Origin of the sequence: Halorussus salinisoli (assembly GCA_005239435.1) — an archaeon.
Lineage (GTDB): Archaea > Halobacteriota > Halobacteria > Halobacteriales > Haladaptataceae > Halorussus > Halorussus salinisoli.
This window is the reverse complement of sequence record ML241305.1, coordinates 454,893-478,770: the sequence shown is the minus strand read 5'-3', so window position 1 is coordinate 478,770 and position 23,878 is coordinate 454,893. Positions and strand designations below refer to the sequence as shown.

Here is a 23,878-nt window from a genome sequence, read left to right as displayed (position 1 = left end):
TACACGACCCTTATCCTTTTTCACGAATGACCGAGAACCCTCGGATATGCGAGCAGTCTTCTTCGACCTCGACGGCACGCTGGTCGAACTCCCCGACGACTTCTTCGGTCTCTTCGAGGCCGCGCTGGCCGACCACGGCGTCAGCGCCGACCTGGAGCAGTGCGAGTTCTACACCGAGGCCTTCTTCGGCTATCTGGACGACTGCCACGCCGAACCCTACCGGGCGGCGATGACCGACCTCCGTGCAGAGTACGACCTCGCCGCGAGCGCGGAGGCGCTCGCGGAGACCTACACCGAGCGCGAGGCGGCCGCGACCGACCTCCGGCCGGGCGTCCGCGAGACACTCGACGCGCTCGCGGCCGACGAGTCGTCGGACTCGGCGGACGGCGACGTGTCGGCGGCCGCCACGGACACCGCTCTCGGCGTACTGACCAACGGCGCGGCGCGCGCTCAGCACCACAAACTGGCCCACCACGGCCTCGCGGACCGATTCGACGCGGTGGTCGTCTCCGGCGAGGTCGGAGCGGCCAAGCCCGACCAGGAGATATTCGCGGCCGCGACGGAGGCGATTCCGGCCGACGAGCACGTCTTCGTAGCCGACGACCTCGAACGCGACGTGCGTCCAGCGCAGGAGGCCGGGTTCACCGGAGTCCACGTCGCCGAAGACGAGGACGCGAGAAGCGCGGCCGGTGACGAGAATCGTCCGGCCGCGACCGATAGCGCCGACTTCGCGGTCACGTCGGTCCGCGACGTACCCGACCTGCTCGGGTAACCAGTCCTCCCCGTGTATCTCCTCGCCCGAGGCAGTCGGTCGAAAGGTTGTTGTCGCGGCGATTCGACCACCCGGTAATGACAGACTGGGAGTGCGGCATCGACGGTTGCAGTGAGGCGTTCGACGACGTGGAAGAGGCCATCGTCCACCAGACCACAGACCACAAGCGCCGGGAGTGCAAGGTCTGCGGGTCCGTCGTCCCCGACGGCTACTTCGCCATCCGACACGCGTTCAACGAACACTCCCGAGCGGAGTACGTCCGGGCCTACGGTGCGAGCGCCGCGGAGGTCCGCCAGCGCGAGCGCGTCCGCGACGCCATCGAGGACGAGGCCGACCTCCAGCAGGTCGTGAACCGACTGGACGAAGTTACCGGCGGCCTGTAGCGACTCCCCGCGTAGCGCCACACCTTTTTACGCTCTGACAGCCAAGCCACACCCATGTACGTCCGGGACGCGAAAAACAGGGAGGAGGTTTGGCTGTTGGACCACATCGAGGCGATGGGTCTGGACGAAACCGCGTTCCGCTCCCGCGACTACGTCGTGGCAATCGACGAGACCTCGGGCGAGAAGGCGGGATTCGGCCGTATCCGGATTCACAAGACCGACGACGGGGAGCTGTGCGAACTCACCAGCATCGGGGTGCTGAACTCGTGGCGCAGGCAGGGCGTCGGCGCACACGTCGTCGAGCGACTGGTCGAACACGCCCGCGACCACGGCTTCGAGGAGGTGTACGCGTTAACCAGCTCGGCAGACTACCTCTCGCAGTTCGGCTTCCGCGGCGTCAACACGAGCGACCTGCCTGACCGACTCCGCGAGCGCCTCGACGCCAAGCGCGACAACATCGACCCGGAAGCGGTCGGGATGGTCCTGACCGTCGAGGAGTTCGCCATGCCCGACCGACTCCGCGAGCGATTCAAGTCGGCCCGGCCCCGCGAAGAGGAGCCGGAACCCGAGGAGTCCGCCGAGGACTTCGGTATCGACCCGAACAGCGCGACCTACAAGTACGACACCGGCGGGTAACTCGCCCCGCAACTGCGGCGGTTCCGATTCGACCGCCGTCCGGGCGAGACCGACTCCGAGCTCGGTTTCGGCCGACCGACGGGTGACGTCGGTGACGTGCCGGATTTCGGGGGCCTCCTCGAACTTGTCGCGGTCGGAGGGATTCCACCCAAATCCAATCCGCCAATTGTTAAGACAGAGCCACTCGTCAATCTACACAATGTTCGACGCCGACGACCTCGAAGAGATACGCGAGGCACGCGATGAGTGGGAGGAGGAGACGGTCGGTCCCACGGTCGAGCGGTTCGGCGAGCGCAAGGAGGAGTTCACCACCGACACCGGCGGCCAAGAGGTCAAACGCCTCTACACCCCCGACGACGTAGCGGACCTCGACTACGAGGAGGACCTGAGTTTCCCCGGCGAGGAACCGTACACCAGAGGGCCGTACTCCACGATGCACCGGGGGCGACTCTGGACCATGCGCCAGTACGCCGGGTTCGGGACGCCCGAGGAGACCAACGAGCGATTCGAGTACCTCATCGAGAACGGTTCGTCGGGTCTCTCGATGGCGTTCGACCTGCCGACCCAGATGGGATACGACTCCGACGCCGATATGGCCGCGGGCGAGGTGGGCAAGTCCGGCGTCGCCATCGACTCGCTCCACGACATGGAGACAGTCTTCGACGGCATCCCGCTCGACGAGGTGTCCACGTCGATGACCATCAACGCGCCCGCCTCGGTCCTGCTGGCGATGTACATCGCGGTGGGCGACAAGCAGGGCGTCGATAGGGCGGAACTCCGGGGAACCATCCAGAACGACCTCCTGAAAGAATACATCGCGCGCAACACCTACATCTACCCGCCGGAACCCTCGATGCGCATCATCACCGACATCTTCGAGTTCTGTGCCGACGAGACCCCGAAGTTCAACACCATCTCCATCTCGGGCTACCACGTCCGCGAGGCGGGCGCGACTGCGGCCCAAGAGTTGGCGTTCACGCTCGGCAACGGCATCGAGTACGTCGAAGCCGCGATGGACGCCGGACTCGACGTGGACGAGTTCGCGCCTCAGCTATCGTTCTTCTTCAACGCCCACAACAACATCCTGGAGGAGGTCGCCAAGTTCCGCGCCGCCCGCCGGATGTGGGCCCAGATCATGGAGGAGCGATTCGGCGCGGAGAACCCCAAATCGAAGCAACTCAAGTTCCACACCCAGACCGCGGGGTCGACCCTGACCGCCCAGCAGGTGGACAACAACATCGTCCGAGTGGCGTATCAGGCGCTCGCGGCCGTCCTCGGCGGAACCCAGAGCCTCCACACCAACGGGAAGGACGAGGCGCTCGCGCTCCCGACCGAGGAGAGCGTCCGGACCGCCCTCCGTACCCAGCAGATTCTGGCCCACGAGTCGGGCGCGGCCGACACCATCGACCCCCTCGCGGGGAGTTACTACGTCGAGAGTCTGACCGACGGCGTAGAGGAGGACGCCTTCGACATCCTCGACACCGTGGACCGGAAGGGCGGCATGTTGCAGGCCATCGAGGACCAGTGGGTCCAGCGCCAGATTCAGGACGTGGCCTACGAGCGCCAGCGCGAAATCGAGGAGAAAGAGCGCGTCATCGTCGGCGTCAACGAGTTCGAAGTGGACGAGGAACCGGAAGTCGACATTCAAGAAGTCACCGAGGAGGACGAACAGCGCCAGATAGACCGCCTGAACGACGTGAAGGCCGACCGCGACGACGAGGAGGTCGAGGCGAAACTCGACGCCCTGCGAGAGGCCGCCGAGGGCGACGACAACCTGATGCCTTACATCGTGGACGCGGTGAAAGCCTACGCGACCGTCGGCGAAATCTGCGGCGTGATGCGCGACGTGTTCGGGGAGTATCGGCCCGGCGCGGCTGTTTAGGCCCGACTCCGGTACGTCGTCACCCCATCTCTCGCCGACCCGCGGCGTCGAGCGTCGTCGCGTACACGGGGAGCGCCGGGAGGACCGTCTCTATCGGTCCTCGGTTGAACGTCTCGAACAGTTCCTGCAACTCGCTCACCTCATCGTCGTCCATCCCCTTCGCTCGCAGGTCGTCGGGCGAGAGTTGCGGTTCGTACGGAACTGAATCGACGAACGCCTCCGTCTCCTCGCTCGCGCGCTCGCAGGCCCGGTCGAACTCCGCCGATTCCATCGTCGGTTCGAGGTCGTCCCACGCCGTCCGAAGGTAGGCGGGCCACTGGGCGAGACACCGGTAGATGCTCGGTAAGTTGTCGTCCAGCCCGTGGAACGCCCGGATTCGCTCGACGGTGTCGTCCAACTCGTCCGGGGGCGCGTCCACCATCGTCGGTGACAGACCTCGGTCGCGGTCGAGCCACGCGGGCATCGGCTCGGTCGCCGCCGCGTCCTCGTCGGGGTCGTCGCCGACCGATTCATCCCGCAACGACCGGTCGGCTATCTCGAACAGCGCGGCCAGACGCGGGGCGACCACGTCGAAGGTCGCTACCTGTCCGCGGAGTTCGCGGAACTCGGCAGGCTGGAGGTCGAGGTCGGCCCGGCGGTACGCGGGACGGCCGGAATCGTGGTCGGGAGCGTCTCCGTCGTCGCTACCGGTCTCGACCGTAGAGAGGACGGCGTCGCGGTACGCGACCGAGTACCGGCCGAAGGCCCGCGTCTGGAACGTCGGCTTCACCTGCCCCCAGAGATACCGGGTGAAATCCGGCTCGTTGGCCATCAGCGTCCGGAAAATCCAGTTGACGACCGGCGCGCGGAAGGTCGCCCGAACGTCTTCGTAGAGGCCGCGTCGCCATCCGGTCGCGTCGGACTCGTACAACTGTTCGTCGGTGTCCATATCGGACGTGCGGCGAGGCGTCGTATCAGTCTTCTCGCCGGAGTTCGGTGGAATCGAGCAGGTCGTGTTAGAAAGAGCGGCGGGCTACCTTACGAGAACGCCTCGACTGCCGTCGTCGAGGGGTAATCGTGGCGACACGAACCGGAGCGAACTCAGATGTATTTTACCAGTTCGTCCACGTCGCTCTGGGAGTTGAAGACATGGATCGACGCCCGGACCGCGTTCTCTGGGAACGGGAGCGACCGAATCCGAACCCCGTCGTCGGCCAGTCCCTCAACGAACGCCTCGCCGTCGGGGTCCTCGATTGCGAACGTGACGAGTCCGGACTCGTACTCGCGGGGACTCAGCAGGCGGGCGGTCTCTGCGTCCTCGATACCCTCTTTCAGCCGGTCCGTCAGGTCCCGAATCCGATTCTGAATCGTCTCGTACCCCACCTCCTCGATGGTCTCGATGGCCTCGCACAGGCCCGCGTAGGGCGCGGGCGAGACGGTGCCGACCTCCAGTCGGTGTGCGCCGGGTTCGTAGGCGTACTCCTCGGCGTTGGGGTCCTCGACGCTCCGGTAGCCGATGTGGGCCGGGTCGAGGTGGGTCTCCGCGCCGGAGTCGACGTAGAGGAATCCCGCGCCGAAGGGACCGAGAAGCCACTTGTGGCCCGCGCCGGCCACGAAGTCGGCACTCCAGTCGTGCACGTCCACCGGCATCTGGCCGGGGCACTGCACCGCGTCCACGAGGACCAGCGCGCCCGCGTCGTGGGCCATCTCGGTGACTTCCTTCACGGGCAGGAGCGTGCCATGACTCCACGTCAGCGAACTCAGGACGACGAGTTCCGCACCCTCGACGGCCGACTCCATCCGGTCCGTGTCGATGCGACCGGCCTCGCTCTCGACCACCTCGACTTCGATGCCCCGTCGCTTCAGGCGCTTCCACGGCAGGATGCCCGACGAGTGTTCGAGGTCGGTCCGGACCACGGTGTCGCCGCGCTCCCAGTCGAGGGCGGCCGCGACGCGATTGATGCCGTCGGTGGTACTCTGAGTCAGCGCGATTTCCGCAGGGCTCGCCCCGAGGTGGTCGGCGACGACGTCGCGCGTCCGGTCGAAGACGTCGAACGCGCAGGGGTACATCCCCTCGTCGGCGGGCGACTCGTACTCGTGGCGCTCCACGCAGTCCTCAACGGCCTCGACTACCCGGGTCGGACTCGGCCCCGCGGCCCCGGTGTTCAGGTAGACCGTGCGGTCGAGCGCCGGAATCTCGGCTCTGAGGTCGGTCGGGTTCACGTCTCTGGACACGGGAGGTCGCGTGATAAGTGCTGTCGGCGCAGTGGTTTCGGACCGGCGGTTTCCATTCCGTCCGGGGTCGTGGTCGGCGGCGTCGATGGGCTACAGATTGCTCACAGACAACTGTTTCGTTGTTAAACGACCGAAATAGTTTCTTTAGAAATCGTATACCAGACCTCCGCGCTCTCCTCACCGGATACCCGCCGCGTGCTGGCGCGGCGCTCGTAACGCGAGCGCCGCGCCTTCGTCGCGCGAGGGACGAGTAGCGCAGGCCGGAGTCCTCGTGAGCGAAGCGAACGAGGGCACGGAAGACGCCGTTTGTCAGCCGGTGTCTGCGGGAACGGACGTGACCGCAGGCTCGGAGGAGGTTGTTTGTCCTCCGGTAGCCGAGCAACGGAGGAGGTCGGGGAGGTGTGAGGCCCGCGGTCGCGGTGCGGTGCTGTGCGGTCCGCCTTTGCGACGGCAGTAGCTAGCTTCCCTTCACGAACCTCGTTTCGTGCGGAGTAGCACAGGTCAGTGGCTCGAGCAGTAGCTAGCTCTCCCGCTGTTCTCCCACCGGAGAGGACGGAAACGGACGCAGACTTCCCACGGGAGTACCGCCGAAATTATATCAGACACGACCGAACCGCCCCGCATGCACATCGACCACGTCGGAATCGCAACCGACGACGCCGCGGATCTCGCCGACCTGTACGCCGACCTGTTCGACGCGCCGGTCGTCCACGAGGAGGAGTTCGACGGCCTCCGCGTCGTCTTCCTCGAATTCGGCGACAGCTACTTCGAACTGCTCGAACCCCTCGAAGACGGCACCATCTCGCGGTATCTCGACCGGAACGGGCCGGGTATCCACCACGTCGCCCTCGAAACCGAGGACGTCGAGGCGGCGCTCGACACCGCGCGCGACCACGGCGTCGAACTGATAGACGACGAACCGCGACCCGGCGCGTGGGGCCACGACGTGGCCTTCCTCCACCCTAAATCGACCGGCGGCGTGCTGATAGAGTTCGTGGAGCACTGACCGGCCCCGCACGATTTTCCCCGAACTAGTCGCCAGCCTCTGGCGTCCACGACTCGGCCCGGCGCTCGTTGGCCGGGAGCATCCGGGCCGGCGGGTCGGCGAACCACGCCGCGCCGTCGAGTTCGCCGGGTTGGATGGCAATCGACCCGCCCTCGTACGTCGCGTCGAAGAAGACGTAGAGGAAGTGGACCCGGTCGGTCTCGAACTCCGCGGCAACACTCTCGGACTCCGGAACGGCGGTGACGTGGCGCAGCAGGAACAGGTCGGTCACGGCGCACTCGATGCCGGTCTCTTCGCGGACCTCGCGGCGGACCGTTTCCTCGAACGTCTCGTCACCTTCCCGCCCGCCGCCGGGAAGCCCCCACTTCTCGTTCGCGCGATTCAGGATCATCAACGCCTTGCGCGCGTCCGGCCTCGCCTCCCCGGGCATCGAGTCCGTGAGCGGCGCGGCGTCCTCGGATTCTCGGACGACCCACGCGTACGCCCCGCCGAGATAGCCGTTCTCGGCGTGTTCGATGGCGCGAGCGAACTCCGCGGCCGAGTCCTCCCACGTCTCCTCCTCGACCGGCGCGTCACCGTACTCCTCCAACAGGCGGTCCGTCCGTCGCTCGACGACCTCCTCGTTGATTTCGGTCGGCATCGCTTCGCGGAATCGTCTCGGAAATTGATAACTTCCCGGGGTTCGATGTCGGAGTTCGTTACGCGTCCGAGTCGGGAGCGGGACCGAAGTTCTCGGTCTTGGCGTCCTCGACGTCCACGTTCGCCGCGTTGAGTGCGGCAGTCGCCCGGTCGAGGAAGTCGGCGAACCCGTAGATGAACGTCTGACCGTGCGCGTCCGCGAGAACTTCGAGTACGTCCTCGCTGCTCACGTCGTCGGTGACGACGACCGACGCGCCCGCGTCGGCTAGCGCGACCAGTCGGTCCTCGTGGGCCGGTTCGTCGTCCTCGTAGACCACGGTCACGGCGGCGTCCTCCGACGTCGCGCGCTCGCCGATACCGACTGCGGGGCCGACGCCCGGCCCGCCCGCGAGGACGACGACGCGCTCCTCGCCCTCGTAGTAGGAGTCGCCGAAGGGCCCCGCGACTTCGACCGTCTCGCCGGGTTCGAGGTCGGCGAGATACGGACTGAGCGCGCCCTCCGGGTCGACTTCGACCGTGACCTCGAAGGTCGGGTCGGCCTCGGGCGACGAGAGGGTGTAGTGGCGCGTAATCTCCTCCCCGTCGACCGTCGCGGCGAGCTGGACGAACTGGCCCGGGCGGGCGTCGAACCCGTCGGGCGTCTCCAGCGTCAGCGCAATCGTGTCGGTTCCGACCGTCTCGACCGCCCGGACTGCGACTTCGGTTCCGTCCATGCCCGTCCCTTGCCGGGGCGCGACTAAAGAATCTACGACTGACCGGGAGAACAGTGGCAAATATCACCGCGGTTCCACTACTCACAGGGTCGCTTCAGAAGGCTTTTGATTTGGCATGGGCAACTGACTAGTTAGGAATGCCAGACGACCTCAACTGGGCCATCGGCGGTGAGGCTGGCGATGGCATCGACTCTACCGGGAAAATCTTCGCACAAGCGCTTTCCCGCGCAGGACGACACGTATTCACTTCCAAGGACTTCGCGTCCCGAATTCGCGGGGGGTACACCGCGTACAAGATCAGAAGTTCGACCGAGCAGGTCGAGAGCGTGGTCGACCGCCTCGACATCCTCGTGGCGTTGACCGAGCGAACCATCGACGAGAATCTCGACGAACTCCACGAAGGGAGCGTCATCATCTACGACGGCGAGCGCACCGAGATGCAGGACGTGGACGTTCCCGAGGGCATGATCGGTCTCTCGGTACCGCTCCAGCGCCTCGCCGAAGAGGCCGGCGGGGCCATCATGCAGAACATCGTCGCGCTCGGCGCGGCCTGCGAGGTGACGAACTTCCCCATCGAGAACCTCGACTCCGCGCTCGAGAAGAAGTTCGGGAGCAAGGGCGAGTCCCTCGTGGACAACAACAAGGAGGCCGCCCGCAAAGGTCAGGAGTTCGTGGCCGAGGAGTACGACCACGAGTTCGACTACGACCTCGACACCACCGACAACGACTACGTCCTGCTGAACGGCGACGAGGCCATCGGCATGGGCGCAATCGCGGCCGGATGTCGCTTCTACGCCGGGTATCCCATCACGCCCGCGACCGACGTGATGGAGTACCTCACGGGGCGCATCGAGCAGTACGGTGGCGAGGTCGTTCAGGCCGAAGACGAACTCTCGGCCATCAACATGGCGCTGGGCGCGGCACGCGCCGGAGCGCGCTCGATGACCGCGACTTCCGGGCCGGGCATCGACCTGATGACCGAAACGTTCGGCCTCGTGGCGACCAGCGAGACGCCGCTGGTCATCGCCGACGTGATGCGCTCGGGTCCGTCGACCGGGATGCCGACCAAGCAGGAGCAGGGCGACCTCAACATGACGCTCTACGGTGGCCACGGCGAGATTCCGCGATTCGTCGTCGCGCCGACCAACGTCGCCGAATGTTTCCACAAGACCGTCGAGGCGTTCAACCTCGCCGAGAAGTACCAGACGCCCGTCTTCCTGCTCGCCGACCTCTCGATGGCCGTGACCGAACAGACCTTCGAACCCGAGGAGTTCGACATGGACGCGGTCGAAATCGACCGCGGGAAGGTCGTCGACGATGACGAAGTGGAAGCCTGGACCGACGAGAAAGACCGGTTCCAGCCTCACTTCCCGACCGCCGACGGCATCAGTCCGCGTGCGTTCCCGGGCACGACCAACGCCGCCCACATGTCCACGGGTCTCGAACACAACTCGCTCGGTCGCCGGACCGAGGACACCGAGGTTCGCGTCGAGCAGGTGGACAAGCGAAACCGGAAGGTCGAGACGGCCAAGGAGCGAGAGGACTTCGACGTGCGGGAGTTCGGCGACGCCGACTCGGACAACCTCGTCATCTCGTGGGGGTCGAACGAGGGCGCGATGCGCGAAGCCCTCGACTTCCTCGAAGAAGACGACGTGTCGGTCCGGTTCCTCTCGGTGCCGTACATCTTCCCCCGACCTGACCTCACCGACGACATCGAGGCCGCCGACGAGGTCGTCGTCGTCGAGTGTAACGCGAACGGACAGTTCGCCGACCTGCTCGAACACGACGCTCTCACCCGCGTCAAACGCGTGAACAAGTACAACGGCGTCAGGTTCAAGGCCGACGAACTGGCAAACGAAATCAGAGAGAGTCTCCAGAGCGAGGAGGTCACAGCATGAGTTCAGACGTACGATTCACCGACTTCAAATCCGACAAGCAGCCGACGTGGTGCCCCGGATGCGGCGACTTCGGCACGATGAACGGCATGATGAAGGCGCTGGCCAACACGGGCAACGACCCGGACAACACCTTCGTCGTGGCGGGCATCGGCTGTTCCGGCAAGATCGGCACCTACATGCACAGCTACGCGCTTCACGGCGTCCACGGCCGCGCCCTGCCCGTCGGCACGGGCGTCAAACTCGCCAACCCCGACCTCGAAGTGATGGTCGCGGGCGGCGACGGCGACGGCTACTCCATCGGCGCGGGCCACTTCATCCACGCGGTCCGCCGGAACGTGGACATGACCTACGTGGTCATGGACAACCGCATCTACGGGCTGACCAAGGGACAGGCCTCCCCGACCTCGCGAGAGGACTTCGAGACGTCGACCACCCCCGAGGGTCCCAAGCAGCCGCCGGTCAACCCCCTCGCGCTCGCCCTCTCGGCGGGCGGAAGCTTCATCGCCCAGTCGTTCTCCACGGACGCCCAGCGCCACACCGAAATCGTCCAGAAAGCCATCGAACACGACGGCTTCGGCTTCGTGAACGTCTTCTCGCCGTGCGTGACGTTCAACGACGTGGACACCTACGACTACTTCCGGGACTCCATCGTGGACCTCGCAGACGAGGATCACGACCCGACCGACCGCGACGCGGCCAAGGACAAGATTCTGGACGCCGACAAGGAGTATCAGGGCATCCTCTACCAGAACGAGGAGAGCGTTCCCTACTCGGAACTTCACGGCCTCGACAGCAACATGGCGGACATTCCGGACGGCGCGCCCGAGGACGCGATGGACCTCGTGCGCGAGTTCTACTGACGGCCCATTAGCGATTCTCCAGTTCTCGTCTGCGCTTTCTGCGTCGGTTCTCTTCAATTCTCGTAGAGAGCATCCGTGAGTGCACTCCGAGGTGTACACTCTCGACCGAAACCCGAAACCGGCCCGCAAAGCGTATCCCCGGATGCGTCGTGACGTACTCCATGAATCGACGGGAGTTACTGGGGACCGTCGGCGCGGGGGCGACCGGGATGGCGGGCCTGCTCGGGGCGCGAGCGCGCGCGTCGGGACAGGAAACGGAGACGACTACGACCGCGAGCGACGGGCAGGAGTTCACCGGTATCGACTCGTCGGCAGACCGCCCGTTCGCCACGATTTCGGTCGGCAGTCGCGAGGGCGTCCGGAACCCCGAGAACAACCGACCGCACGCCATTCGTATCTGGAACGACAGCGGCGAAGCGCGGACCGTCGGTCTCCGCCTGTTTCGGGGCGGCGAAGCCGGGACTGCGATACTCGACCGGCGCGTCGAGTTCCCCGCCGACGGCTACCTGACGCTCCGACTGTCCGAACCCGGAGAGTACGCACTGCCGCTCCGACCCGGTGGAGCGACCACCACCGCGACGGACGGTGCGTCCACCGGCGGGACCGTCGCGGTCCCTCGCTCGCGCTTCGACTGCAACGACTCGCGAACCGACGTGCGAGTCGCTCCCGACGGGGCGGTCCAGTCAGTGACGATTTCGACCGAAATCGGCTGTCCGCCCGAGGTGGTCGACCGGACGTTCACCGCCTTCAGCGGGTCCTGCGGGTCGGCCGACGAGGCCAGCGTCGGGTTCGGCGAAGCGTCGGTCCGAATTTCGGGATCGATACGCGCACCGACGCCGTGTCACGGCGCGCGACTGGCCGGGGTCGCGCTCCCGTCCGCCGACACGCTCCGAGTGACTGTCGCCACCACGGAATCGGAAGCAGACGTCTGCGCGCAGTGCGTCGGGACCGTCGCGTATCGGGCCGACCTCGGGTTCCGCGACCGAGTTCCGGGGACCGTCGAGGTGGTCCACCAGCGCGGCGACGAGGCCGAGACGGTGGCGACGGTCTCGCGCGGCGAGGGGAGTACGACCGAAGCAGGGACGACCTCGGTCCGAACGACGACCGACGCAGAAGCGACAGAGTCCGAGACGACACCGTCGGGGACGACCGGAGCGTAGTACCGGAGCTATCGATTCAATTTCAGTTTGAACCCTCTCCGGGCGAGACGACGCCGGAACGCCGGAGACGGCCTACTGTGCAGTTAGATAACATCCCTCTATTACCGGTCTCTCACGTCGCGTTTCGTTTCTGAAGTCGGGTTGAGTTGGCTGAAGTCGGACTGACCCCGCCGAAGTAGTTGAACGTTTGGCATCCGTTAACACGACGGGCGTCGGCGTCTCGAACGAGTCATGCCAGACGAAACGCACAGCACCTCGAAAGAAGTTTCGCGTCGTACCGTCCTACGAAGCGGGGCGACGGCCGTCGCGGGCGGGTCGCTACTGACCCCGCTCTCGGGTCGCGCGCGGGCAACGTCTCACGACGAGAGCCACCGACCGCTGGACGTGCGCACGACGGACGTGGAGATCCTCGGCGAGGACGGCGCGGAGACGACCGGCAAAGCGAAGACGACGGGCGCAGTCGACGGGATGGAGAAGGTGGACTGCGAGCGATGTAAGGTCGGCGCACAGGTCGCTCACCACGGCCACGACGAGTGGTACGGCGGTCTCCAGCGCGTCGTGACCGCCCGCACGAGTTTCCGAGTAGCGGTTACGCTCGCCGGACTCCGCCCGGGCAAGTACCAGTTCCGCCTCGTCGCGTGTCCGATAACCCACGACGCCCTCTGTTTCGGCAACTCGATTACCGTCGTCGTCCGGGGGCACGGCCGGAAGAAGGAGAAACACGGGAAGAAGAAGCACGGGAAGGAGAAGAAGCACGAGAAGAAGAAAAGGAAGAAACGCGGGAAGAAAGACCGGTGTCCCTGCGGCCGTGACCACGGCGGGAAACACCACCTCACGCTCTGTGGCGGCGATTGGAGGTCGGCCAACGAGTACGCCTTCGAGGTCTCGGGTGGCGGTATCCGGCGGTCGGGACGGAGTTGCGCACCGAGCGTCGTCGGCCACGACGCCATCTCGGTGGACCGGAGCGACCGCATCCGCGACGACATCGTGACCGGTGCGCTCGCGGGAGGCGGAGATAGCTTCCTGTTCTCCGGCGACCTGACCGACTTGCGGTGCGACGACGGTGTGAGCGTCTACCTCGACGGCCAGCGATTCGACGGATACTGAGACGGCCACTGGTCGAACGCGCCGAAAGACGTGTCGGCGGACCTCCCCGCACTCCCCTCGAACGCTCCCCGACGGTCACGGAGGGGCGACTCGATTCCCCGGTGACATATATAGTCTTTTGCCCGCGCCACGCCAACAGAATACCCGTGCCAGAGCGTTTGCGTCCGTTTTTTATGGGAGAGGTGTCTACCAGAAGTAGAGATGACTGCGGACGAATACGACACCGGCGAGGGACCCTCGCCGACCACCCGGACGCGGTCCGGTGACATCGTCGCTGGGGGGACGACGGGGAGTCGCTCCGCGCCAGCGACTCTCTCGAACGAGAGTTCTACCGCCGACCGAACACGTCGGAGGCCCGACTGCGGACGAGATTTCGACGGCAGTTCGGTCCCTACTCCAGGAATCGTGAGCGAGACGCCGTCTCCTGTTTCCATCGGGGCGACGCGCTATGACTGAGAAGTTCGACGTCGTCATCGCCGGTGCCGGTCCGGCGGGCGCGCAGTGCGCCCGCGACCTCGCCAGACGCGACTACGACGTGGTCGTCCTCGAAACGGAGGCCGAGGACGACTTCCCCGCCCAGAGCAACAAGTCCACGGCCGGAACCTTCCCGTCGATGATGGGCGGATTCGGCATCCCCGACGACGTGGTGATGAACTACACCGACGACGTGGTTCTGGAGTCGCCGAACGAGCACTTCGTCCGGCACCAACCGGGTGCGGTCCTCGAATTCGCCGACTTCAAGAACTTCCTCGTGGACGACGCCCGCGAGGACGGCGCGGAGTACTGGTTCGACTCGCGGGTTTCCAAACCAATCATAGAGGACGGCGACATCGTCGGCGTGCGGTACGACGGCGACAAAGAAGTGTACGGCGACATCGTCATCGACGCCACCGGCCCGGCCGCGCCGCTCGCCAAGAAACTCGGCGTGACCGACCTCCAGCGCGAGCATCAGGCCATCGGCGTCGAGTACGAACTCGAAGGCATCGACATCGACGCCGACGGGTACGCCGACCTCACCGACGCGATGATGCTCCGACTCGACCACGACCTCGCGCCGGGGGGCTACTCGTGGATCTTCCACACGGGCGAGGACACCGCGAAGGTCGGTCTCTGTTACATCCAGAACGCGGCCCACCGCGACTACGCCCAAGACGGCATGGGCATCGACGACTACCTCCAGTACTGGCTCGACACCGACCCCCGATTCGAGGAGGCCGAGCGCATCGCCGGGAAACAGCACCGGGGGTCGGCCCACATCCAGATGCCCGACGGCTTCAGCACCGACAACTTCATGGCAATCGGTGACACCGTGCCGACCATCGACCCGCTCTGGGGCGAGGGTATCCACACCTGCATGAAGTCGGGCCGGGCGGCCGCCGTCACCGCGGACCGCTGTTTCATGTCGAGCGACCGCGACACCTCCGCCGAGAAACTCTCCATCTACGACGACCTCTGGCACGAGCGCGTCGCCCCGAAGATGCGGACCCGACTGCTGATGACCCAACTCCTCTATCTCGTCCCGAACGAGCGCTACGACACGCTGATTCGAGACCTCAATCGAGTGGACGCCGACGCCCTGAGCAAGGCCAACGCCGGGAGTACTCGCGGCGTCATGAAACTGCTCCACGCCGAGGACGTCCCGACGATCGCTCGGTTCGTCAAGGAACGTCTTCTCTGAGGGCTCCCGAGGCCGGTCGGTTCGGCCCCTGCGACGGCAACGCCGGTCGCCCGTCAGGCCAACGAACTGGGCCGACCGCGGAGTCCGCGCACGAGTTTTCGCAGCAGTTCGAGCGCCCGAACGACGCTCCGAACGTCGTCGAGGATTCTGACGAGTCGTACGAGTCGCCGAAGTACCGAAGCCATGGGAACGAGTTGCACGGTAACGGTAATAAGCGCGGGGGCTACCCGGCGTTCCGAGTCGGTCACTCCTCGCCGAACTCGTCGTTCACGGCCTGCCGGTCGATTTTCGAGGGGCCCGACGTCGGCATCTCCTCGACGAAGGCCAGATGGCGAGGTCGCTTGAACCGGGCGAGTTTCCCGTCCAAAAACCCGGTTAGCTCTTCGAGAGTCAGCGACTCGTCGCCCTGCACGACCGCCTTGCCCACCTGTCCCCACTGGTCGTCGGGAACCGGGACGACGACGACCTCCTCGACCTCGGGGTGGTCGGCGATGCGGTCCTCGACCGCGGCGGGGTAGACGTTCTCGCCGCCCGAGACGTACATGTTCTTCTTCCGGCCCTCGATGTAGACGTAGCCCTCGTCGTCGCGTCGGGCGAGGTCGCCGGTCGAGACCCATCCGCCACCGAACGTCGCCTCGGTCTCTTCCTCGTTGCGCCAGTATCGGTCCGCGGCGTGGGGACTCGACAGTTCGAGTTCGCCGATTTCGCCCGCGGGCAACTCTTCGCCCGCGTCGTCCACGACTCGCGCGTCCACGTGCATCGCGGGCACGCCCACGCTGTCGGCCTTCTCGCGGGGCCAACCGTCGGGCATCGTGAAGTTGTTCGGGCCGCACTCGGTCAGGCCGTAGCCCTGCGAGAGGTCGACGTCCCGGGACCACCACGCCTCCATGACCGACTCCCGGCAGGGGCCGCCGCCCGACTTGGCGAACCGGAGCGTCGAGAGGTCGGTGTCGGCCCAGTCGTCGTGGTTCGCCATCATCCGGAGGACGGCCGGAACCGCCACGAGGACGGTCGCGCCCTCGTCCTCCACGAGGTGGAGGACCTCTCCGGGTTCGAACTCGCGGGCGAGGACGACCGTCGCCCCGAGGTGGAACAGCGGCACGGTCAGGACGTTCCACCCGCCGGTGTGGAACATCGGGAACACCATCGGCGTCGCGTCCTCGGGTCGAAGCCCCCACGCCGTGATGGTGTTGAACGAGTTCCAGAGGATGGAGCCGTGGGTCACGACCGTCTCCTTCGGAACCCCGGTCGAACCCCCGGTGTGGAGGAACAGGTGCGGGTCGTCCATCGACACGTCGGCGGTCTCGACCGGCGAGTCGTCCTCGGGGAGGGCGTCGGCCCACGGCTCGAACGCCGACGCGTCGGCGTTCGAGCCGTCCGCGGGCAACGAGAGGACCGAGCAGTCGAACTCCCGGGCGTCGTGAGCTAGCACGTCGGCCGCGAGTCCGTCGAAGGGGTCTTCGACCACGAGGAGTGCGGGGTCCACGTCGTTCAGCATCTCGACCAGTTCGCCCGCCGCGAGCCGATGGGAGAGCGGTGCGAGAACACCGCCGGTCTTCGCGGTGGCGAAAAAGAGGTCTACGAGTTCCGGACGGTTCCGCGAGAGGACCGCCACTCGGTCGCTCCCGGTGACGCCTCGGTTCCGAAGGAGTCGCGCGGTCCGGTTTGCTCGGCGGTCCAACTCGGCGTAGGTGAACCGCTCGCCGGTCGTCGCGTCCACCAGTCCGACCGACTCGGGCGAGAGGCTGGCGCGCTTCTCGCTCCACGCTCCCACCCAGTCGTAGGGGGTTTCGTCGTGGCTAAACATGGGTCAGGAACTCCACGAGGCGGTCGTTGACGGCGTCGGCCTGCTCGACGAAGAAGAGGTGCGAACCGCCATCGAAGACGGCGAGTTGGACCTTCGACAGCTTCTGGTACAGGAGGTCGGCGTTCTCGACCGGAAGCACCCGGTCGTCGGTGCCGTGAGCGACCAGAACCGGTACGTCGACGTCGCCGAGGCGGTCGCTCGAATCGAACTGCGCGACTCCGGCGGCCTGGGCCTCTCGGGCGGCGTCGCTCGCGTCGCCCTCCAGTCGCCAGTCCACGATGTCCGAAATCAGGTCGTCGTTCTCGGCCCAGAACTCGTCGGTCGTCGCGGGCTTCATCTTGTACCGGATGGCCTCGCGCTCGTCGGCGTCGTCGGGCACGGAGAACATCCGGGCCTGGGTCTCCTCGGGCACGTCGATAGCCTCCTCGCCGCCGTGGCTGGTGCAGAGCAGGCCGAGCGACTGTGCGCGGTCGTAGTCGAGCGCGTACTGCTGGGCTATCATTCCGCCCATGCTCGCGCCGACGACGTGGGCGCGCTCGACGCCCGCGTCGGCCAGAACCGCCTCCAGGTCGCTGGCCATCTGTTCGACGGTGTACGGTCCCTCGGGTTCGTCGGAGTCGCCGGTGCCGCGGTTGTCCCAGACGACGACGCGGTAGCCTTCGTCGGCCAGTCGCTCTCGCTGCCAGCGCCACATCCACCGGCCGTAACCGAGTCCCTCCACGAGCGCGACGGTCTCGGGGTCGCTCCCGTTGGTGGCCGTCTCGGCCGGAGCGGTGGTCTCGTAGTAGAGCGAGACCCCGTCGTTGTCCGCGTATGACATAGGTGAACCCACGAAGGAATCCGCCTTGAAAACCCCGTTTCACATGTTAACCCCCGGATTGATTCTACGCGCGCCGCGATGCTCGTACATGCCAGTCGCAACCGTAGACGACACCGCCGAGGCCTCCCTGACGGTCACCGAAGATACCATCGACGCCTACGCCGACCTCACGGGCGACGACAACCCCATCCACCGCGACGACGAGTACGCCGCCGAGACGTTCTTCGGCGGCCGAGTCGCCCACGGGATGCTCTCGGCGGGCGTCGTCAGCGCCGCCCTCGCCGACCTGCCGGGCGACGTAATCTACCTCTCGCAGGACCTCGACTTCGAGAACCCGGTTCGACCGGGCCAGACCGTGACGGCGACGGTGACCGTAGAGGAGGAGTTGGGCGACGACAGACTCCGAGTCGAGACGGTGGCGGAGGCCGTCGATGACGACTCGGAGGACGACCCCGAGCAGGTGCTGTCGGGCGAGGCGGTGGTCATGTCAGTGCCCCACGACAACGGGTAGATAACTATACATTTCTTTAGATTGGATTCTTCTTTCCTAAAGAACGAGTTCCGGTTCTCTGAACCGGCGCGCGTGGGCGCGGTGCGCAAGCGCACCGCACCTCGCGCGAGGGAGGACTGGGGGGTGTGAGGGCCGTGCTGTGCGGTTGCGGTGCGGTCGTCTCCGTGGTACCGGTAGAAGCTAACTCCAGCGAACCAAGCAATCTGCTGTCACGGTGCGGTCGTAGGTGGCTCACGCATGAAGCTAGCTTCTCACCGTTCTCTCCAGTCTTTCCACGATTTCCCGTCCGTACTCCTCGACCAACCCCGCGACAGCCAGCAGAAAGTATTTCCCCGACCGGTCAGCAATCCGACCTATGTCCGCCGCCCTCCCCAAGCGACTGCTGGTCTCCTGTCTAGTCGCCCTCCTGCTCGTCAGTAGTGGAGTCACGACCGCCGCCGTCACGGCCCCTGCCGACTCGACCGCCGACGCGTCGCCCCCTTCCGCCTCGCACTCCGACACCACCGCAACCCCCTCGCCGCCAGTCAGCTTCCACTCGTCCATCCTGACCGACCAGCGCGGCGACGTGGTGGAACTCGGGATCCACTTCTCGGACGCCGAGAACGCCACCGTCAGGGTCGGCTCGAGCGCGACCCACGTCGCCACCGTCGTCGTGCGCGACGCCGACGGCGACGACGACGCGACGCTCCAGTTCGACACCTACGACGGGTCGCTCGCCGCGGGCGAGGGCGACGCACTCGCCGTTCGCGAGCAGTCGAACGCGACGACGCCGCTCGCGACCGGCACCTACGAACTCGACCTCTGGGCCGAGAACGACACCGCCGGAGAGCGCTGGGACGTGGCGAAGCTCCTGCTGGAGAACCGGACCACGGGGGGCCTCCGGAGCTACGTTCCGTCGGCCGAGACCGACCTCTCCGAGCCGAACGACGTACCGAAGGCAGCCGGAACTGGCGACCTCGTACGGTCGCGCGTCGTCACGCTGAACGACACGTTCGTCCTCGAACTCCGGGCCTCTGGGCTCGACGGTGCCATCGCCGCGCAGAACGGAACGAACGCGACCGACCGCTTCTTTCGGTTCCTCGACGGCGACGGGGCCAACCTCCGCATCGAACAAATCGATCCGGGTACGTCGTTCGAGGCGGCGCTGATGCACCCCGCGCCCGACTCGACCGACCTCGTGGCCGACGCCCGGAACGACACCTACTACCTCGTGGTGGACCTCGCCGAAGTGAACGTCACGCGCGGCTGGGACGACAGACTCGCGGCCGGACAGCACTACCGCGCGAACCTCACGCTCTCGCGGGCGTCCGTGCTCGCGGACGCCCGCGAGTCCGCGACCACCGAGTTCGAGGTCCACGAGCCCGAGGCCGACCTCGTGACGACCGACCGGCTCGGCGAGCGCGAGTTCGACCTGGACGTCACCCCTTCACGCGCTCGGGTCGAGGCCGCGCCGAACCAGACCGTCGCGGTCGAGACGTCGGTGCCACCCGGCTCGGAGCTGACGGTCGTCGTCGAGGGCGAGGGCGACACCTTCCAATTCGAGGCGACCGGGCGCGTCAGGAACGCCAGCGAGGGGTTCGTCTACGCGCCGGAGTTCGACTTCTCCGACGTGCCGCCGGGCACCAACTTCACCGTGACCGTGCGCCACCGCGGCGAGGCCATCATGGGGTACGGCGGCCCGGACCCCGGCGTCGTGGTCGAACCCACGCCCACCGTGTGGCTGGAGTCCGCGAACGCGACGGCCGCGAACGCCAGCGCGGACCTCCCGTTCGGGGGCTTCGTCGTCGTCCACCGGAACGCGACGAACGGCCAGATTATCGGCACCTCGGGGTATCTGGCCCCCGACGAGTCGGCGAGAGCCTCGGTCGCGTTCGACTCCGCTCTCGAATCGAACGCGACCCTCGTCGCGGTGACGTACCGCGACACCGACGGCGACGGCGCGTTCGACCCCGAGACCGACGAGCCGTACACCGACGGCGAGGACGACCACCGGGTCGCCGCCTCGGCGTCGGTGACGGTCGAGGAAATCCGGGAGACGACCGCGACGACCCGCGAGACGACCGAATCTACGTCGTCGTCGCCGGCCTCGCCGGGCATCGAACTCCCGGGCTTCTGCGCGGGGACGGCGCTGGTCGCACTGCTGGCATGTCTCGCGCTCGCGCGGAGAAGATAGCGCGGAGAGTCGCGCGGAGAACGTAGCGAGGTTCGCGTTCAGTACGACTTGGCGAAGTAGGCGGTCTCCTCGGCCTCGTCGCCGCAGACGCCGCACTCGTCGCCGATAGGTTCCTCGTCGCGGTCCATCGGAGTCATCACGATTTCGGCCGCTATCTCCTCCTTGATGACCTGCTCGCAGGCCTCGTCGCCGCACCACGGCGTCTTGACGTAGCCACCGTACTGGCCGATGGTGCCCAGAATCTCGGAGGTCTCGTAGGCCTCGCGGACGTTCTCTTCGAGGTTCTCCTTGGCGGCGTCGTAGAGCTTCGCGTACACCTGGTCGAAGTGGGTCCGGACGGTCTCGCCGACGTCCTCGCGGTCCTCCACGACGTCCTCGCCGTCGGGTCGGTGGACCACGGTGAGTTCGTCGTCTTCGACCTCGTTGGGGCCGATTTCGATGCGGAGGGGGACGCCCTTCAGTTCCCACTCGTTGAACTTGAAGCCGGGGTTGCGCTCGTCGCGGTCGTCGAGTTCGACGCGGACGCCTTCGGCTTCGAGGTCGTCAGCGACGCCCTCGGCGTAGTCCAGCACTTCCTCGCGGTTGTCCTCGTTCCAGATGGGGACGATGACGACCTGCTCGGGCGCGATCTTCGGGGGCACGACGAGCCCTTGGTCGTCGGAGTGGGTCATGACGAGCGCGCCGATGGCCCGCCACGAGAGGCCCCACGAGGTGGTGTGGGCGACCTGCTCTTCCTCGTCCTCGTCGGTGTAGGTCAGGTCGTAGGCCTCGGCGAAGCCCTGGCCGAGGTAGTGGGAGGTTCCGCCCTGCACCGACTTGCCGTCGGGCATGAGGGCCTCGACCGTCGTGGTGGTGTGCGCGCCGGGGAACTTGTCGTGTTCGGGCTTGCGACCCCGGAGGACGGGGATGGCCAGCACGTCCTCGTAGAGGTTCTCGTACTGGTCGAGGCGGGTCATGGTCTCGTCCCACGCCTCGTCCTCGGACTCGTGGGCGGTGTGGCCCTCCTGCCAGAGGAACTCCTTGGTCCGGAAGAACGGCTTGGTCTCGGTGGCTTCCCACCGGATGACGCTACACCACTGGTTCAGGCGCAGGGGCAGGTCGCGGTGGCTCCGGACCCAGTTGCTCATGAACGGCGTGATGATGGACTCGCTGGTGGGCCGGAACGCGAGTCGCTCTTCGAGTTCCTCGTGGCCGCCATGAGTGACCCACGCCACCTCGGGGTCGAAGCCTTCCACGATGTCGCTCTCGCGTTCGAGGTAACTCTCGGGGATGAGCGCGGGGAAGTAGGCGTTCTGAGCGCCGGTCGCCTTGAACCGCTCGTCGAGGTGGTCCTGCACGCCTTCCCAGAGGGCGTACCCCCGGGGTCGGGTGACGATGAACCCGCCCATGGGCGCGTAGTCGGCGAGTTCGGCCTTCTGTACCACTTCGGCGTACCACTCGCCGGGACTGTACTCCTTTCGCTCGGTGATGCCGAGTTCCTGCTCGTCGTCGCTCATTGGGTACTGGTTTCTCCGAAGCGGTCTTAAAGGCGATGAACCTGTGTGAAGGGTTCAGACGAGACCGTGGTTCGCGGAGTGACCGTTTCGTCGGGATGCTGTGGAGACGAGTCGTGCGTCGCTTCAGAGGTCCGCCGCATCCACCGCGCTCACGCCGGCCTCGACCGCCCACTCTCGCAACTCATCGCCCTCCGAGTCAAAGACGAACTCCCCGGCGAACGTCTCGTCAGCGAACAGGTGAGGCATCCAGTAGCGGTCGTCCTCCCACATCTCGTCGTAGGGGACCGACTCGTAGTCGAACCACTCGGGGTCGGCCTCCGAGGACTCCTCCGGGACGCCGACGAACTCCTCGGCGCGGAAGACGTGGACGAACATCTCCGACTCCTCGCCGAAGACGAACTCGAACTCCCCGACCTTCTCGGGGTCGCGAGGCGTCACGCCGATCTCCTCTTCGACCTCGCGCACGACGCACTCGCGGGGGGTTTCGCCCTCCTCGACCTTGCCGCCGGGACCGACGAACTTCCCTTCGCCGAGGCCACGCTTCTTGCGGATGAGGAGGACTTCCGCGTCCTCCGGCCGCAGGAGGTAACAGAGCGTCGCGGGTTGCATGGTCGGCGTATCGAAGTCTTGGGGGATAAAATCCGACGTTCGGTCGGCCATCCGAGTTATCCGGCCGTCGGTCGTACCACCGGCAAGCCCCTATGACCGACATCCACGAGGTCACGGTCACGTCCGTCCATCAGATGACGCCCAACGTCAAGCAGTTCGTGCTGGAGTCCGACGGCTACACCTTCGAGTTCGACCCCGGCCAACACACCCACGTCCACTTCGAGCAGGAGAGCGACGACGGCGAGAGCGAGGAGGTCGTCCGACCGTACACCTCGACGGCAATGCCCGGGTCCGAGAAAATCACGCTCGCCATCAAGCGGTATCCCGACGGAACTGCTTCGACGTGGATGCACGACCGGACGCCGGGCGACACCATCCACGTCGAGGAGCTGGGCGGGAACCTCTACCTCCGGGACCTCGATTCCGACGTAGCCTTCGTCTCGACCGGGACCGGCATCACGCCGATGATAGCGATGGCCAAGCAGTACGTGCGGGAAGGCACCGGGAACGCCCACTTCTTCTTCGGCGAGAAAGACGAGGAACACGTCTTCTACCGCGAGACCCTGGACCAGTTGGCGGCCGACTATCCGAGTTTCGACGTGACCTACGTCCTCTCGGAGGCAGACGAGGAGTGGCGGGGACCAGAGGGCCACGTACAGGACCACCTCGCGGAGTATCTGGACGACTTCGAGGAGCGAGACTTCTACGTCTGCGGGGTTCCGGAGATGGTCGTCGAGACGCGGGACTATCTCGACGACCGGGGCGTGGACGACGACCGCGTCTACGTCGAAGGCTGGGAAGGCGACGAGGTTTCGGGAGCGGACTAACCGTCGTCCGTCACCGCGAACGGACTCCCGCTTTCCTTCCAGTCCCACCCGGGAAGTCGCGTCTGGAACCCGGCCGCGAGGGCGGCGTCGAGGTCGTCCGCGCCCGCGGTCTCGCGGGCGTCGCCCGCTCGCTCTCGCGAGGCGCTTCCCGCCTCGCGGTCCTCGTCGGCGTGGACGCCAACGTCCGCGAAGTGGAAGGTGGCTTCGCCGAGCAGTCTGAGGGGCTGATTTCCCGCGATAGTCCCGGCGAGTTCGCGGCCGAGGAGTTCGTCCACCACGAACCCCGGATAGTCGCCCTCCACGTCCAAATCCCGGAGGATGGCGACCAACGCGGCGACGTTGACCGCGCGGTCGCCGTCGGCGAAGACGGCGTCTACCTCCTCGCGGTAGGCGTCGGCGCTCACTTCGTCTACCTCGGTGTCGAACAGGTCGCCGAGGTCGTCGCGCACGTCGTTCACGAGGGGGACCACCACGTCGGCCCGGCCACGGACCCACTCGTACTCGTCGGCGACTCGTTTCGGAGTCAGTCGCATACCGCGGAGAACGGCCTGCGCGGACTTGGCTTTGCCCACTTTGAGAAGGCTTTTATAATATCGGGGACTAATGCCGCATAAGCGGGTTTTCCTGCGTCCCCGAGTGAGCGTCCGGTCCGCCCCGGTATCCCCGGGGACGAGGACGACTCGCCGA

23 protein-coding genes are annotated in these 23,878 nt (G+C 66.3%); 13 read left to right on the top strand and 10 right to left on the bottom strand.

What is annotated here, in order from left to right:
- The first annotated feature begins 46 nt into the window (after positions 1-46).
- The 4 genes from E2484_RS02460 to E2484_RS02445 all read left to right on the top strand — a co-directional run bounded on the left by E2484_RS02460 (position 47) and on the right by E2484_RS02445 (position 3,673).
- Positions 47-772 (top strand): HAD family hydrolase, encoded by a 726-nt coding sequence (locus E2484_RS02460; RefSeq protein ID WP_137283632.1) that lies wholly within the window; start codon positions 47-49, stop codon positions 770-772.
- Between the two features lie 77 nt (positions 773-849).
- Positions 850-1,155, top strand: a complete 306-nt coding sequence (locus E2484_RS02455; protein WP_137283631.1) for a DUF7565 family protein — start codon at positions 850-852, stop codon at positions 1,153-1,155.
- 54 nt (positions 1,156-1,209) lie between these two features.
- Positions 1,210-1,791, top strand: a complete 582-nt coding sequence (locus tag E2484_RS02450) for a GNAT family N-acetyltransferase (protein WP_137283630.1) — start codon at positions 1,210-1,212, stop codon at positions 1,789-1,791.
- A gap of 199 nt (positions 1,792-1,990) precedes the next feature.
- The gene (locus tag E2484_RS02445) at positions 1,991-3,673 is read left to right on the top strand and encodes an acyl-CoA mutase large subunit family protein (protein ID WP_137283629.1); all 1,683 of its coding nucleotides are present in this window, start codon (positions 1,991-1,993) and stop codon (positions 3,671-3,673) included.
- A gap of 19 nt (positions 3,674-3,692) precedes the next feature.
- Here the strand turns inward: E2484_RS02445 and E2484_RS02440 are convergent, their stop codons facing one another.
- Positions 3,693-4,601: a halocarboxylic acid dehydrogenase DehI family protein gene (locus tag E2484_RS02440; protein ID WP_137283628.1), complete on the bottom strand. Its 909-nt coding sequence runs from the start codon at positions 4,599-4,601 to the stop codon at positions 3,693-3,695.
- 152 nt (positions 4,602-4,753) lie between these two features.
- On the bottom strand, positions 4,754-5,875 hold the full coding sequence (locus E2484_RS02435) for an aminotransferase class V-fold PLP-dependent enzyme (RefSeq protein ID WP_137283627.1): 1,122 nt from the start codon (positions 5,873-5,875) through the stop codon (positions 4,754-4,756).
- A gap of 634 nt (positions 5,876-6,509) precedes the next feature.
- Between E2484_RS02435 and mce the strand changes: the two genes are divergently transcribed.
- The gene (gene mce / locus E2484_RS02430; protein ID WP_137283626.1) at positions 6,510-6,893 is read left to right on the top strand and encodes a methylmalonyl-CoA epimerase; all 384 of its coding nucleotides are present in this window, start codon (positions 6,510-6,512) and stop codon (positions 6,891-6,893) included.
- A 25-nt stretch (positions 6,894-6,918) separates the two neighbouring features.
- Here the strand turns inward: mce and E2484_RS02425 are convergent, their stop codons facing one another.
- Together E2484_RS02425 and E2484_RS02420 are read right to left on the bottom strand one after the other, a co-directional pair.
- Positions 6,919-7,533, bottom strand: a complete 615-nt coding sequence (locus E2484_RS02425; RefSeq protein ID WP_137283625.1) for an NUDIX hydrolase — start codon at positions 7,531-7,533, stop codon at positions 6,919-6,921.
- 58 nt (positions 7,534-7,591) lie between these two features.
- Positions 7,592-8,245 (bottom strand): ferredoxin--NADP reductase, encoded by a 654-nt coding sequence (locus E2484_RS02420; protein ID WP_137283624.1) that lies wholly within the window; start codon positions 8,243-8,245, stop codon positions 7,592-7,594.
- Positions 8,246-8,382: 137 nt separating this feature from the next.
- On the opposite strand from E2484_RS02420, the gene E2484_RS02415 reads away from it, so the two are divergent.
- The 5 genes from E2484_RS02415 (at position 8,383) to E2484_RS02395 (ending at position 14,948) form a co-directional block, all read left to right on the top strand.
- Positions 8,383-10,143 (top strand): 2-oxoacid:acceptor oxidoreductase subunit alpha, encoded by a 1,761-nt coding sequence (locus E2484_RS02415; protein ID WP_137283623.1) that lies wholly within the window; start codon positions 8,383-8,385, stop codon positions 10,141-10,143.
- Positions 10,140-11,003 (top strand): 2-oxoacid:ferredoxin oxidoreductase subunit beta, encoded by an 864-nt coding sequence (locus tag E2484_RS02410; protein WP_137283622.1) that lies wholly within the window; start codon positions 10,140-10,142, stop codon positions 11,001-11,003. The genes E2484_RS02415 and E2484_RS02410 overlap by 4 nt, the downstream gene beginning before the upstream one ends.
- 161 nt (positions 11,004-11,164) lie before the next feature.
- Complete coding sequence (locus tag E2484_RS02405) at positions 11,165-12,163, top strand: hypothetical protein (protein ID WP_137283621.1); 999 nt, start codon at positions 11,165-11,167, stop codon at positions 12,161-12,163.
- A gap of 231 nt (positions 12,164-12,394) precedes the next feature.
- Positions 12,395-13,270, top strand: a complete 876-nt coding sequence (locus E2484_RS02400; RefSeq protein ID WP_137283620.1) for a hypothetical protein — start codon at positions 12,395-12,397, stop codon at positions 13,268-13,270.
- A 448-nt stretch (positions 13,271-13,718) separates the two neighbouring features.
- A complete protein-coding gene (locus E2484_RS02395; protein ID WP_137283619.1) occupies positions 13,719-14,948 on the top strand; it encodes a digeranylgeranylglycerophospholipid reductase in 1,230 nt (409 codons plus the stop codon).
- Positions 14,949-15,001: 53 nt separating this feature from the next.
- Here the strand turns inward: E2484_RS02395 and E2484_RS25360 are convergent, their stop codons facing one another.
- The 3 genes from E2484_RS25360 to E2484_RS02385 are packed head-to-tail and all read right to left on the bottom strand — an operon-like array spanning position 15,002 to position 17,575.
- Positions 15,002-15,133, bottom strand: coding sequence for a hypothetical protein (locus tag E2484_RS25360; RefSeq protein WP_321111607.1), 132 nt, complete (start codon positions 15,131-15,133; stop codon positions 15,002-15,004).
- A 59-nt stretch (positions 15,134-15,192) separates the two neighbouring features.
- On the bottom strand, positions 15,193-16,755 hold the full coding sequence (locus E2484_RS02390; protein ID WP_137283618.1) for an AMP-binding protein: 1,563 nt from the start codon (positions 16,753-16,755) through the stop codon (positions 15,193-15,195).
- The gene (locus tag E2484_RS02385; RefSeq protein ID WP_137283617.1) at positions 16,748-17,575 is read right to left on the bottom strand and encodes an alpha/beta fold hydrolase; all 828 of its coding nucleotides are present in this window, start codon (positions 17,573-17,575) and stop codon (positions 16,748-16,750) included. Before E2484_RS02385 ends, E2484_RS02390 begins: the two co-directional genes overlap by 8 nt.
- An 88-nt stretch (positions 17,576-17,663) precedes the next feature.
- On the opposite strand from E2484_RS02385, the gene E2484_RS02380 reads away from it, so the two are divergent.
- Positions 17,664-18,086: a MaoC family dehydratase gene (locus E2484_RS02380; protein WP_137283616.1), complete on the top strand. Its 423-nt coding sequence runs from the start codon at positions 17,664-17,666 to the stop codon at positions 18,084-18,086.
- Positions 18,087-18,441: 355 nt separating this feature from the next.
- A complete protein-coding gene (locus tag E2484_RS02370; RefSeq protein ID WP_170977211.1) occupies positions 18,442-20,259 on the top strand; it encodes a DUF7282 domain-containing protein in 1,818 nt (605 codons plus the stop codon).
- Positions 20,260-20,297: 38 nt separating this feature from the next.
- On the opposite strand, the gene proS is transcribed toward E2484_RS02370, so the two are convergent.
- Positions 20,298-21,755 (bottom strand): proline--tRNA ligase, encoded by a 1,458-nt coding sequence (proS, locus tag E2484_RS02365; protein ID WP_137283614.1) that lies wholly within the window; start codon positions 21,753-21,755, stop codon positions 20,298-20,300.
- 123 nt (positions 21,756-21,878) lie between these two features.
- Positions 21,879-22,364 (bottom strand): 8-oxo-dGTP diphosphatase, encoded by a 486-nt coding sequence (locus tag E2484_RS02360; RefSeq protein ID WP_137283613.1) that lies wholly within the window; start codon positions 22,362-22,364, stop codon positions 21,879-21,881.
- A 92-nt stretch (positions 22,365-22,456) separates the two neighbouring features.
- On the opposite strand from E2484_RS02360, the gene E2484_RS02355 reads away from it, so the two are divergent.
- Positions 22,457-23,191 carry a ferredoxin--NADP reductase gene (locus E2484_RS02355; RefSeq protein WP_170977210.1) on the top strand — a complete coding sequence of 245 codons (735 nt, stop codon included), beginning with the start codon at positions 22,457-22,459 and terminating at the stop codon, positions 23,189-23,191.
- Here E2484_RS02355 and E2484_RS02350 read toward each other — a convergent pair.
- Positions 23,188-23,724 carry a hypothetical protein gene (locus E2484_RS02350; protein ID WP_137283612.1) on the bottom strand — a complete coding sequence of 179 codons (537 nt, stop codon included), beginning with the start codon at positions 23,722-23,724 and terminating at the stop codon, positions 23,188-23,190. The genes E2484_RS02355 and E2484_RS02350 overlap by 4 nt on opposite strands.
- Positions 23,725-23,878 lie beyond the last annotated feature (154 nt).